General features: G+C 62.0%; 12 protein-coding genes. 4 read left to right on the top strand and 8 right to left on the bottom strand.

Going from position 1 to position 12,252, the window contains the following annotated elements:
• Positions 1-11: 11 nt before the first annotated feature.
• The 8 genes from pqqB to pedF all read right to left on the bottom strand — a co-directional run bounded on the left by pqqB (position 12) and on the right by pedF (position 8,187).
• On the bottom strand, positions 12-926 hold the full coding sequence (gene pqqB, locus ACEN8R_RS07895) for a pyrroloquinoline quinone biosynthesis protein PqqB (RefSeq protein WP_258612241.1): 915 nt from the start codon (positions 924-926) through the stop codon (positions 12-14).
• 53 nt (positions 927-979) lie between these two features.
• Positions 980-1,051 carry a pyrroloquinoline quinone precursor peptide PqqA gene (pqqA, locus tag ACEN8R_RS07890; RefSeq protein ID WP_081499480.1) on the bottom strand — a complete coding sequence of 24 codons (72 nt, stop codon included), beginning with the start codon at positions 1,049-1,051 and terminating at the stop codon, positions 980-982.
• Between the two features lie 310 nt (positions 1,052-1,361).
• Positions 1,362-2,882 (bottom strand): acetaldehyde dehydrogenase ExaC, encoded by a 1,521-nt coding sequence (exaC, locus tag ACEN8R_RS07885; RefSeq protein WP_019648895.1) that lies wholly within the window; start codon positions 2,880-2,882, stop codon positions 1,362-1,364.
• 302 nt (positions 2,883-3,184) lie between these two features.
• Positions 3,185-4,960, bottom strand: a complete 1,776-nt coding sequence (locus ACEN8R_RS07880; RefSeq protein WP_018929703.1) for a PQQ-dependent methanol/ethanol family dehydrogenase — start codon at positions 4,958-4,960, stop codon at positions 3,185-3,187.
• A gap of 183 nt (positions 4,961-5,143) precedes the next feature.
• Entirely contained in the window at positions 5,144-6,082 is a 939-nt protein-coding gene (locus tag ACEN8R_RS07875) for a quinoprotein relay system zinc metallohydrolase 1 (RefSeq protein WP_495624731.1), read from the bottom strand.
• 15 nt (positions 6,083-6,097) lie between these two features.
• Positions 6,098-6,847: a quinoprotein dehydrogenase-associated SoxYZ-like carrier gene (locus tag ACEN8R_RS07870; protein ID WP_064618306.1), complete on the bottom strand. Its 750-nt coding sequence runs from the start codon at positions 6,845-6,847 to the stop codon at positions 6,098-6,100.
• Complete coding sequence (locus ACEN8R_RS07865; protein ID WP_111453491.1) at positions 6,844-7,722, bottom strand: substrate-binding periplasmic protein; 879 nt, start codon at positions 7,720-7,722, stop codon at positions 6,844-6,846. The genes ACEN8R_RS07870 and ACEN8R_RS07865 overlap by 4 nt, the downstream gene beginning before the upstream one ends.
• 3 nt (positions 7,723-7,725) lie before the next feature.
• Complete coding sequence (gene pedF, locus ACEN8R_RS07860; RefSeq protein ID WP_007937645.1) at positions 7,726-8,187, bottom strand: cytochrome c-550 PedF; 462 nt, start codon at positions 8,185-8,187, stop codon at positions 7,726-7,728.
• Positions 8,188-8,438: 251 nt separating this feature from the next.
• Here pedF and ACEN8R_RS07855 point away from each other — a divergent pair, with 251 nt between their 5' ends.
• The 4 genes from ACEN8R_RS07855 to ACEN8R_RS07840 are packed head-to-tail and all read left to right on the top strand — an operon-like array spanning position 8,439 to position 12,144.
• Positions 8,439-9,623 (top strand): ABC transporter substrate-binding protein, encoded by a 1,185-nt coding sequence (locus ACEN8R_RS07855; RefSeq protein WP_111453490.1) that lies wholly within the window; start codon positions 8,439-8,441, stop codon positions 9,621-9,623.
• 33 nt (positions 9,624-9,656) lie between these two features.
• Positions 9,657-10,616, top strand: a complete 960-nt coding sequence (locus ACEN8R_RS07850) for a YVTN family beta-propeller repeat protein (protein WP_018929709.1) — start codon at positions 9,657-9,659, stop codon at positions 10,614-10,616.
• Positions 10,613-11,356: an ABC transporter ATP-binding protein gene (locus ACEN8R_RS07845; protein WP_018929710.1), complete on the top strand. Its 744-nt coding sequence runs from the start codon at positions 10,613-10,615 to the stop codon at positions 11,354-11,356. The genes ACEN8R_RS07850 and ACEN8R_RS07845 overlap by 4 nt, the downstream gene beginning before the upstream one ends.
• Positions 11,353-12,144: an ABC transporter permease gene (locus ACEN8R_RS07840; RefSeq protein WP_064618314.1), complete on the top strand. Its 792-nt coding sequence runs from the start codon at positions 11,353-11,355 to the stop codon at positions 12,142-12,144. The genes ACEN8R_RS07845 and ACEN8R_RS07840 overlap by 4 nt, the downstream gene beginning before the upstream one ends.
• The last annotated feature ends 108 nt before the right edge of the window (positions 12,145-12,252 follow it).

The raw sequence follows: 12,252 nt of genomic DNA, 5'->3' as shown, positions 1-12,252 counted from the left end.
GAGGCCATCCGCTACAGCTCAATACTCATGCCGTCATAAGCCACTTCAATCCCCCGCCGTTCCAGCAACGCCCGCTCGGCCGAGTCTTCGTCGAGGATCGGGTTGGTGTTGTTGATGTGGATCAGCACCTTGCGCTGGCGATTGAAGCCCTCCAGCACTTCGAGCATCCCGCCGGGACCGCTTTGTGGCAGGTGGCCCATTTCGCGGCCCAGGCTCTGGCCGACTTCACATACGCGCATTTCATCGTCGCGCCACAGCGTGCCGTCCAGCAGCAGGCAATCGGCGCGCTGCATCCAGCTCAATACCTCGGCATCGACCTGCCCCAGACCCGGCGCATAGAACACCGATGCACCGTTGCGCAGGTCTTCGATGAACAGGCCGATGGTGTCCCCCGGCTGCGGGTTGCCACGGTTGGGGGAATACGGCGGTGCGTTGCTGACCAATGGAATGGCGCGAAATTGCAGGTGTTGGCAGGCTGCGATGCTGAACGGCTCACGGTCCAGTTCGATCGGTTGCCACTGCAAACCACCGTTCCAGTGTTTGAGCATGGTGAACAACGGGAAGCCGCTGCTCAGGTCTTCATACACCCGCTCGGTGCACCAGACCGAATGCGGGCAGCCTTCGCGCAGGCTCAACAGGCCGGTGCAATGGTCGATCTGACTGTCCAGCAGGACCACGCCGGCAATCGCCGTGTCACGCACGCGGCGGGCCGGTTGCAGCGTCGGGAAGCTTTCGAGTTGGGCGCGGATGTCTGGTGAAGCATTGCAGAGTATCCATTCCACACCGTCGTCGCTCAGGGCAATGGACGACTGCGTACGGCGTTGCGCACGCAGGTTGCCGTGACGCATCGCCGCGCACTGGCGGCAGTTGCAGTTCCATTGCGGAAAACCGCCGCCGGCGGCGGAACCGAGAACGCGGATGTGCATGGCAGGCTCCAGAAAGCAGGCCCGGCCAACGCGACGGCTGACCGGGCGATCAATCAACGGTTGGCGAAATACATCGTCACTTCGAAGCCAATGCGCAGATCGGTAAACGCGGGTTTATGCCACATGGGTCATTCCTCTTCTTGTGCCGGACGATTCCGGTGGAGCCATTAATGCACGGGGCGCCGACTGCCCGAATGCTACTTTCGAAGGAGGTGGCGGCGTGCGTTGGTAGGGGGGCGCGCAGATCTTAAGCACCACACAAAATCCTGTGGGAGCGGGTTTGAGTGGCGAGGGAGCTTGCTCCCGTTGGGTCGCGAAGCGGCCCCAAAAGCTTCGCGACTGCTTCGCAGCCGAACGGGAGCAAGCTCCCTCGCCACAGGCAAGCCCCCTCGCCACAAAGGCTCGCTCCCAAAGGGTCTGTGGTGTGCTTATGAGTTAGAAGAACCCCAGCGGATTGATGTCGTAGCTCACCAGCAGGTTTTTGGTCTGTTGGTAATGGTCGAGCATCATCTTGTGGTTCTCACGGCCGACACCGGACTTCTTGTAGCCACCGAACGCGGCGTGGGCCGGGTACAGGTGGTAGCAGTTGGTCCAGACGCGCCCGGCCTTGATCGCCCGGCCCATGCGGTAGGCGCGGTTGATGTCGCGGGTCCACAGGCCGGCGCCGAGGCCGAATTCGCTGTCGTTGGCGATCGCCAGGGCTTCGGCTTCGTCCTTGAAGGTGGTGACACCCACCACCGGGCCGAAGATTTCTTCCTGGAACACGCGCATTTTGTTGTGGCCCTTGAGCAGCGTCGGCTGGATGTAATAGCCGCTGGACAAGTCGCCTTCCAGCCGCTCGGCCGCGCCGCCAGTGAGCAGCTCGGCGCCCTCCTCCTGGGCGATTTTCAGATACGAGAGGATCTTGTCGTATTGCTGCTCGGACGCCTGGGCGCCGACCATGGTCTCGGTGTCCAGCGGGTTGCCACGCTTGATCTTGACGATCTTCTTCATCACCTCGGCCATGAACGGCTCGTAGATCGATTCCTGCACCAGTGCCCGCGACGGACAAGTGCAGACTTCGCCCTGGTTGAAGAACGCCAGCACCAGGCCTTCGGCAGCTTTTTCGATGAACTGTGGCTCGGCGTTCATGATGTCTTCGAAGAAGATGTTCGGCGACTTGCCGCCCAGCTCAACGGTGCTTGGAATGATGTTCTCGGCTGCGCAATGCATGATGTGCGCGCCCACCGGGGTGGAACCGGTGAAGGCGATCTTGGCGATGCGCTTGCTGGTGGCCAGCGCTTCACCGGCTTCGCGACCGAAGCCCTGGACGATGTTCAGCACGCCGGCCGGCAGCAAATCGGCGATCAGCTCGGCGAACACCATGATCGACAGCGGTGTTTGCTCGGCGGGTTTGAGCACGATGCAGTTGCCGGCCGCCAGCGCCGGGGCGAGTTTCCACGCGGCCATCAGCAGCGGGAAGTTCCACGGAATGATCTGCCCGACCACGCCCAGTGGTTCGTGGAAATGATAGGCGGTAGTCAGTTCGTTGATTTCAGCGGCACCGCCCTCTTGAGCGCGGATGCAACCGGCGAAGTAACGGAAGTGGTCGGCGGCCAGCGGCACGTCAGCGTTGAGGGTTTCGCGCACGGCCTTGCCGTTGTCCCAGGTTTCGGTGACGGCGAGGATTTCCAGGTTCTGTTCGATGCGGTCAGCGATTTTCAGCAGCACCAGCGAGCGGTCCTGCGCCGAGGTTTTGCCCCAGGCATCAGCGGCGGCATGGGCGGCGTCGAGAGCCTTTTCGATGTCGGCGGCGCTGGAGCGCGGGAATTCGGCGATCACTTCACCGGTGACCGGTGAGGTATTGGTGAAGTACTCGCCATTGACCGGGGCGACGAACTCGCCGCCGATGAAATTGCCGTAGCGCGGTTTGAAGGAAACGATGGCGCCAGGTGTTCCGGGTTGTGCGTAGATCATGATGGGCCTCTGTCTGGGTCGATGCCTGTCAGGCCAACAGGCGATGAACCGATAGTAGAGAGCCCCGCCTGTCAGACGAATGCGCCGTTGGCAGGGGGACTCTCGTTATTTGGTAGTAGAAGGCGCCGCTGTGTCAGCGGGCTTTTGTGGCGAGGGAGCTTGCTCCCGTTCGGCTGCGAAGCAGTCGTAAATCCAAACGACTCGGTTGGGGCCGGGAACGTTGGGGGCGGCTTCGCAGCCCAGCGGGAGCAAGCTCCCTCGCCACAGGTCATTCATCGCCACTCAGGTTGTGGTTGCCAGGGTTAGTGCTTGGCAACCAGGTCCTTCGGCAGCTTGAAGGTCCACAGCATGCCGCCCTGGTTGAAGTCCTTGATGCGCTTGGCCACTTCGCCGCCCCACAGCGGTACCGCGCCGCCCCAGCCGGAGAGCACCGAAACGTATTGTTCGCCATCCATTTCCCAGGTGATGGGCGAGCCGAGCACGCCGGAGCCGGTCTGGAATTCCCAGACTTTCTCGCCGGTCTTGGCGTTGAACGCTTGTAGGAAACCTTCCGGCGTACCGGTGAACACCAGGTTGCCCTTGGTGGTCAGCACCCCGCCCCACAACGGCGCGAAGTTCTTGTGGCGCCAGACTTCCTTGCCGGTTTTCGGGTCGATGGCGCGCAGCACGCCGATGTAGTCTTCATTCAATGGCTTGATGGTGAAACCGGCGCCGAGGAACGCCGCGCCTTTTTTATAGGCGATGCCTTCGTTCCAGATGTCCATGCCCCACTCGTTGGACGGCACATAGAACAGGCCGGTGTCGCGGTTGTAGGCCATCGGCATCCAGTTTTTCGCCCCCAGGAACGCCGGCGCTACAAACACCGAACTGCCTTTGGCCTCGGAGCCCGGTGCACCCGGACGGCTGTCTTCGTTGTAGATCGGCCGACCGTTTTTATCCAGGCCACTGGCCCAGGTGATCTTGTCCACGAACGGGAAGCCGCGGATGAATTTGCCGTTGGTGCGATCCAGCACATAGAAGAAACCGTTACGGTCCGCGGTGGCCGCGGCTTTGATTTCCTTGCCGCCTTCGTTGTAGTTGAACGACACCAGTTCGTTCACGCCGTCATAGTCCCAGCCGTCGTGAGGGGTGCTCTGGAAGTGCCATTTGATCGTGCCGTCGTCCGGGTTCAGCGCCAGGCGCGAGGACGAGTAAAGGTTGTCGCCAGGGCGCAGGTGCGAGTTCCAGGGTGCCGGGTTGCCGGTGCCGAACAGCAGCAGATTGGTTTCCGGGTCGTAGTAGCCGCCCAGCCACGGCGCCGCGCCGCCGGTTTTCCACAAATCGCCCGGCCAGGTCTTGCCCGCTTCGCCGCCGGAGATGCCGTTCTCTACGGCCTTGCCGTCTTTGTAGACGTAACCCATGTGGCCTTCGACCGTTGGCCGGGTCCACAGTAGATCACCGTTTTTCGGGTCGTAGGCTTCGATCTTGCCCACCACCCCGAACTCGCCACCCGCCACGCCAGTGATCAGTTTGCCGTTGATCACCAGTGGCGCGGCGCTGATGGAGTAGCCTTCCTTGTGGTCGGCGACTTTCTTGCTCCATACCACTTTGCCGGTGTCTTTATTCAGGGCCACGAGCTTGGCGTCGAGAGTGCCGAAGATCACCAGGTCGCCATACAGCGCCACGCCACGGTTGATCACGTCACAGCACGGACGGATGTCATCCGGCAGGCGCGCGTCGTATTGCCAGAGCTTGCGGCCGGTGCGCGCATCCACGGCGAACACCCGTGAGTAGGAACCGGTCATGTACATCACGCCGTCCTTGATCATCGGCTGCGCTTGCTGACCGCGCTGTTTTTCACCGCCGAACGAAAAGGCCCAGACCGGGCGCAAGTCTTTCACGTTGTCGACATTGAGGGTGTCCAGCGGGCTGTAGCGCTGACCCTGGACGCCCAGGCCATTGGTGACGACCTGTTCCGGATTCTTCGGATCCTGGAGGATGTCTTGATCGGAGACTGCGGCCATTGCCTGGCCGGACAACAGCATGGCACTGAGCAGCACGCTCAAGACGAAGGGTTGGCGACGTGCGGGTTGGGTCATGACGGCTACCTCTGCGGTTTTTGTTATACCCGGGAAATTTTCCCGGTCTGGTGCAGATTCTTGGGCGCCGCCGCCCTTGCAACAATTGCCCGCAATGCGGAGATTTCTAGTTCCTTGGTAGCGGGTCGGATGATGCCAATCAACGAAGGCTCACCACAAAGGATGCGTCGTATCTGAGATGGACTACTGATCCTTGCCGGAATCCACCCGCGTCATCTGCGCGCGCTCATAGCGCGGGTACAAATGGCTGACGCTACGGATCAGTTCATAGCGGCTCAGGTTGATCCCGGCGAAACGTTCGGGGATGGGACTGCGGATCATCTCGGCCATGTCGCTGCCGTTCGCCGCACCGTCGCGCATCAGTTGATCGAGCCATGAGAGGTAATCGCGCATCTGCTCGAACGGTTTGTTGTCCGTTGCCACGGGCCCATGCCCGGGCACAATCAGCGTCCACGGCAGCCCCTGAAGCGTGGCGATATCCGCCAGCCACACCGACAACCCCGGGCTATTCGGCGTGGTCAAGGCCCGCTGATAAAACACCAGATCCCCGGCAAACAGCACGCCGGTTTTCTGGTCGAGAATAGCCAGATCCGCGCCGGTGTGCCCACCCAGACTCAGCAGCCGCAAATCGTGGTTCCCAAAACTTTGCACGCCAGGCGTCAGCGTCTGCGTCGGCAACACCACTTCGGTGCCGCGCATCCAGTCACCCACCAGTCGATACATGTTCTCGGCCATCGCATCACCCTGTTGATGCAACAGCTCGGTGGTGCCGGCCAGTGCACCAATCGGCACGTCGATGAAGGCCTGATTGCCCAGCACATGGTCGGGATGGTGATGGGTCAGCAACACCTGGATCACCGGTTTATCGGTGGTTGTGGCAATCGCTTTGCGCAGGGCCTCGCCGTAGCGCTTCGATGGCCCGGTGTCGATCACCACCACCCCTTGCCCGGTGACGATGAACGCGGTGTTGACGATGTTGCCGCCGTTGTTCTTGGCGAAGTTATCGGTGCTGCCCTCAAGCAGCCAGGTGTCTTCGGCAATCTGTCGGGGCATGAGTGCGTAATCGGGATCGGCCAGGGTCGGCAGGCTCACACAGATGAACAACAACAGCATCCAGCGCATCACACGCTCCTTGGGTCAGGGTATGGCCGCATCGAATTGATTGCCGCTGTTGTCGCGCAGTATCAGACGCGTCTGCCCCGCCCCTTCGATGTCGAAAGCCAGGTTGGGGTTTTCGCTGACCGCCGGGAACAGCTCCAGACGCGCCAATACCCGGTTGTCTGAGTCCCGCAGCTCGGCCTGGTTGAGGAAAAACTCCGGGATGCCGCTGACCATGCCGTTGTCCATCGGATGCGCCACTTGCAAACGCACGCGACTGAACTCACCACGGGGATAACGACCGCCGAGCACTTCGCCGATGTGTTCTTCCCAGCCCGGCTGGGTGCGCACCACGCTCGGCGCCGTGCAACCGCCGCCGGCCGCGTCGATCAGGGTCGAGCCGACATGCCACAGCCCGTCGCGGGTCAACACCGCCGCGCGCAATGGCGTGGCCTGTTCGACGCGGATGCGGATCGACAGCCAGGGCAGCACACCGGTCAAAGGCTCGAAGTCGACGATTTTCGGCAGCGGGTTGAGTTCGGCCCAGGCAAGGATTCGCACCACTTCGCCCTTGAACGCCCGAGCGTCGATTTCCAACGGCACTTGCCGGGCGTCTTCGGCGAACGGCGGCGCCAGCAGCTTGACCCGCTCGTCGAACACGAACGGTGCGTCGCCAAGCATCTGCTTGTGATAGAACGCCCACATCACCGACGGCACCGGATCGACCTCAACCGCCTGCGCGGCCAAGGGCAACCAGCAGGCCAACAGCCAACGCGCGCGCCAATTCATTGTTGATACATCTCGGGCACGTCATAGCGCAGGCCGTAATGGGCATAAATGCTTTTGAGCGTGCCCTCGCGAATCAACGTTTCCAACGCCTCTTCCACGGCATAGGCCAGTTGCCGGTTGCTTTCATGCACCGCCATGCCGATCTCCCAGCGTTGCTTACCCATGTTCGGATAGGCGTTTTCCGCCAGCGCCACTTGCGGATCGGCGGCCTGATGCACCTGCCAGTCGATCTCGCCGCGCATCGCCATCACCGCGTCGACTTCACCGGCCTTCATCGCGGCAAACGCCTGGGGCACACCGGGGTAATGGTGGGTCTTGGCGGCGAGCATGCCGTTGAACACCGAGGTCAGGTAAAACGAGGGCACACTGTCGACTTCGACGCCAATCGGGTGCTGCTGGAACACCGCGACGCTGGCCACCGAGTCCAGTCGACGACGGTCATACGCCACCTGCCATTGTTCGGTCTGGTACGGCCCGAACATCACCACATGGCCGTTCTCCAGTTCGCCCAGCTCATTGCGTTTCTGTGAGTAATCGCGGTCGTAGGGGACGCGCATCATCAGGTCGGCCAGTTGCTGATTGTGCAGCTGACTGGCCCGCCAGATGTAATCGCGCAGGTCGTCGTCGAGCTTCTCTCCGGCGGGTGCCCAGATCAGTTTCAGGCGTACCCCCATGGCCTTGGCCAAGGCCTGGGCGAGTTCGACATCGACTCCGCGAGGCTGGCCGGCGTCCTCGAAACTGTAGGGCGCGAAGTCCTTGTAGACCGCGACTTTCAGCTCGGCGGCGGCGATCATTTCGTCATAGGTCCGGACCTGTGCCTGCGCTGCCTGGCAGCACAACCACACAGCGCTGATCAACACCGCGAGCAGGCGCATGGGTCACTCCTCGACGTGCACGCTGTCCAGGTAGGTGCGTACCGCCCACAAGGCTTCCTGGCTCAAGTAGTCGGCCATCTTCGGCATGTACACCCGGCCATCACGCACGGCACCATTACGCACCCGTTCGACGAACCACTCATCACCAGCCTCGCCGACATCGAGCATGCGCAAGTCAGGGGCAATGCCGCCGGATTTGGCTTCGAGGCCATGACAGGCCGCGCAGTTCTGGTTGTAGGCCGAAGAGCCGATCTCCAACGCTTTATCGTGTTCCGGGGAGGAGCGGTACGGGTTCACCGCCGCCCAACCATCGGCATTAACCTGCACGCCGGCATCCTTGATCGGGGTCAGTCCCTTGGTTTCGACGGCCTGGGGTACCACGTTGCCGTGAGCCCAGACGGAACCTGCGCTGATGAAGCCGGCCAGCAGTCCGGCAACGAGCAAGGCGTTGCGTTTTGTTGTCATTGTTATGCCCTCAAGATTGCACGCAAGACCTCTCTGAAGAGGCTATGGCACCCATCTTAGGAACGGCTTCGCGCCAACCCCATGCTGCTTTGGTGGTCGCGGCCTACTCCCTTGGTAGTAGGGCTTGCGGCGAACAGTCCGGGGGCGTTCTGGCGCCGTTACTACCTTGGTACTGGCTCATCGGTACTTTCTGCATATTTCCCCGACCGACCGGGGTTCCTATGCTGGCGCTACCTGTGATGGAGTGCCTTATGCGCCAGCTCGCCCCTTATGCCTTGATCTACCTGCTGGCGATTGCCTGCGCCGCCGGGTTGGCGACCCAGAGTCAGGCGGCGGATGCTCCGTTGCAGGTGCGGATCGGCTACCTGGGGTATCGCCCCGATCCTGGGCCATTGCTGTCGAACGTTATTCCTGAACCGACCGATGCCGGCCTGCGGGGCGCTGAACTGGCAATCATCGACAGCAACAGCACCGGGCACTTTCTCAACCAGCGCTACGAGTTGGTCAGCGCCAATGTCGACAACCCCGACGCCTTGCTCGAAGCCGCCAAAGCCCAACACGAACAAGGCCTGCGGCTGTTTGTGGTGAATGCACCGGCGGAAAACCTGCGCCGACTCAGCGCCATGCTCCCCGACAGCCTGCTGTTCAATGCCGGCAGCCCCGATGACAGCCTGCGCACTACCGATTGCCTGCCGAACGTGCTGCACAGCCTGCCGAGCCGGGCGATGCTGGCCGATGCGTTGGCGCAGTTTCTGGTGCTGCGCAAATGGCAACGGGCGCTGCTGATCGTCGGCCCCACCGCCGACGATCAAGCCTACGCCGCCGCCCTGCGCCGGGCGGCAAAACGCTTCGGCCTGCAACTGGTGGCGGAGAAAGCCTGGAGCTTCGATAACGATCAACGGCGCAGCGCCCAGGCCGACATGCCGCTGTTCACCCAAACCGCCGAGTACGACGTGGTGCTGGTGGCCGATGAACGCGGTGACTTCGGCGAGTACGTGCCCTACCAGACCTGGTACCCACGCCCGGTCGCCGGCACCCAGGGCCTGACCCCGGTGGGCTGGCACAAGACCGTGGAAACCTACGGTGCCGCGCAGTTGCAAAAACGCTTCGAAGCCCTGGCCGGGCGCTGGATGAACGACCGGGATTTCGCCGCATGGATGGCGGTGCGCAGCATTGCCAGCGCGGTGGGCAAACTGCGTCAGGCCGATGCCATGGCGATTCGTACCCTTGAAATCAGCGAGCAATTGCCGCTGGACGGCTTCAAGGGTCGCAAGCTCAGTTATCGGCCATGGAACGGTCAGTTGCGCCAACCGATTCCCATCGTGCAACCCCGGGCGCTGGTCAGCACCTCGCCGCAAGACGGTTTCCTGCACCCCTTCAACGAAATGGACAGCCTGGGTTACGACAAAGCCGAGGTCAGCTGCCGCTTTCCCTGAAAGCTCTACCACCACAACAATAAGGAATCTGCCATGCGCCGCACCCTGCTTTCATGCGCTCTACTGCTCGCCGCCGGGCATGCGGCGGCCAGCACCGCCTGGGTCTCCAACGAAAAGGACAACAGCCTGAGCCTGATCGACATGCAGACCCTGCAAGTCACCGACACCCTGCCCGTCGGCCAGCGCCCGCGCGGCCTGTTGCTGTCCCACGACAACAAGCTGCTGTACATCTGCGCCAGCGATTCGGACCGGGTCCAGGTGATGGACGTCGCCACGCGCAAGATCATCAAGGAACTGCCCTCGGGCAAAGACCCCGAACAATTCGCCCTGCACCCCAACAATCGCTGGTTGTATGTCTCCAACGAGGACGATGCGCTGGTGACGGTGATCGACACCGAAACCTCCAAGGTGCTAGGGCAGATCAACGTCGGCGTCGAGCCCGAAGGCATGGCGGTCAGCCCCGATGGCAAATGGGCGGTGAACACCAGCGAAACCACCAACATGCTGCACTGGATCGACACCGGCACCCAGACACTGGCCGACAATACGCTGGTGGATCAGCGGCCACGTTTCGTCGAGTTCAATCCCGATGGCTCGCAGCTTTGGGCCTCGGCGGAAATCGGTGGCACGGTGACGATTCTCGACGTCGCCAGCCGCAAGATCCTCAAGACCCTGAGCTTTCAGATCAAAGGCGTGCACCCGGACAAAGTCCAGCCTGTCGGCATCAAGCTCAGCGCCGACGGCAAGTACGGCTTCGTCGCCCTCGGCCCGGCCAACCATGTGGCGGTGATCGACGCCAAGACCTTCGAGATTGTTGATTACCTGCTGGTGGGGCGACGGGTCTGGCAGATGGCGTTTACCCCGGATCAACGGCAATTGCTGGCCACCAATGGCGTCAGTGGCGATGTGTCGGTGATCGATGTCGACACCCTCAAAGTCAGCAAATCGGTGAAGGTCGGGCGCTATCCCTGGGGCGTGGTGGTGACGCCATGAACGCCCTTGAGGTCAGCGACCTGAGTTTCGCCTACGGCCCACGCGAGGCCTTGCGCCAGGTGAGTTTCAGCCTGGCACCGGGGCGTTTTGCGGCGCTGCTTGGGCCCAATGGCGCGGGCAAATCAACCCTGATCGCCCTGCTCACCCGCCTCTATGATCTGCAACGCGGTGATATCCGGGTCGGCGGCTGCTCGTTGCGCGACGCGGCACGCCCGGCGCTCAAGCAATTAGGGGTGGTGTTTCAGCAAAGCACGCTGGATCTGGACCTCAGCGTCGAGCAGAACCTGCGTTATCACGCCGCGCTGCATGGTCTGTCCCGACGCCAGACCGGGCTGCGGGTCGACGCGGAGCTGGCGCGTCAGGCCCTGACCGAGCGCCGTCGCGAGCGAGTACGCGAACTCAATGGCGGCCACCGCCGGCGGGTGGAAATCGCCCGCGCGTTGCTGCACGAACCACGCCTGTTGTTGCTTGACGAGGCGAGTGTCGGCCTCGACCCGGCCAGTCGCCTGGCGCTCAACCAGCACATCCGCAGCCTGTGCCGCGAGCAAACCATCAGCGTGCTCTGGACCACTCATTTGCTGGATGAAGTGCAGCCCAGCGACGACTTGCTGATCCTGCATCAAGGCCGTTTGGTCGCCAGCGGACAAGCTGATGCGCTGAGCCTGGAACATGGCGGCGACCTCGATTCGGCCTTCGCTCGCCTGACCACCTCGGCCCCTTCAGGAGCAGTCAGCAGATGAACGCTTACTGGCAATGTTTCAGCGGTATCGTGCTGCGCGAATGGCTGCGCTTCGTGTTGCAGCGCACGCGGTTTCTCAGTGCGCTGGTGCGGCCGTTGTTGTGGCTGCTGGTGTTCGCCGCTGGATTCCGCGCGGCACTGGGCATCGCCATCATCGAGCCCTACGACACCTACATTCCCTATGAGGTTTACATCATCCCCGGCCTTGCCTGCATGATCCTGCTGTTCAACGGCATGCAAGGTTCGTTGTCGATGGTGTATGACCGGGAGATGGGCAGCATGCGCGTGCTGCTGACCAGCCCCCTGCCCCGGACCTTTCTGCTGTGCAGCAAATTACTGGCGACGTCGCTGATTTCGTTGTTGCAGGTGTACGCCTTCCTCGCGATTGCCTGGCTGTACGGCGTGCAACCGCCGGCCATGGGCCTGTTGCTGGCGTTGCCGGCGTTGCTGCTGGTGGCGTTGATGCTCAGTGCGCTGGGCCTGTTGCTGTCCAATGCGATTCGCCAACTGGAGAACTTTGCCGGGGTGATGAATTTCGTGATCTTCCCGCTGTTTTTCCTGTCGTCGGCGCTATATCCGCTGTGGAAAATGCGCGATTCCAGCGAGTGGCTGTATTGGCTGTGCGCCTTGAACCCGTTCACCCATGCGGTGGAGCTGGTGCGCTTCGCGCTGTACGAACGCTTCAACCTCTTGGCGCTGGCGGTGTGCGCGGGGCTGACGCTGGTGTTCGCCCTGCTCGCCGTGCTCACCTTCAACCCGCAACATGCGGCCTTGCGTAAATCCGGCTGACTACTCCGAACGATAAAAAACAGGACAAAATTACTACTTTGGTACTGGTTTACCTGTCTATCGTCGCATTCACAACGCATCGCTACTGGCATGTAATGGGTTCATAAC

The sequence above is a fragment of the Pseudomonas sp. Pseusp15 genome (assembly GCF_059492165.1).
Note: the sequence above shows the minus strand (reverse complement) of the source record. Positions and strands in the feature narration are given on the sequence as shown.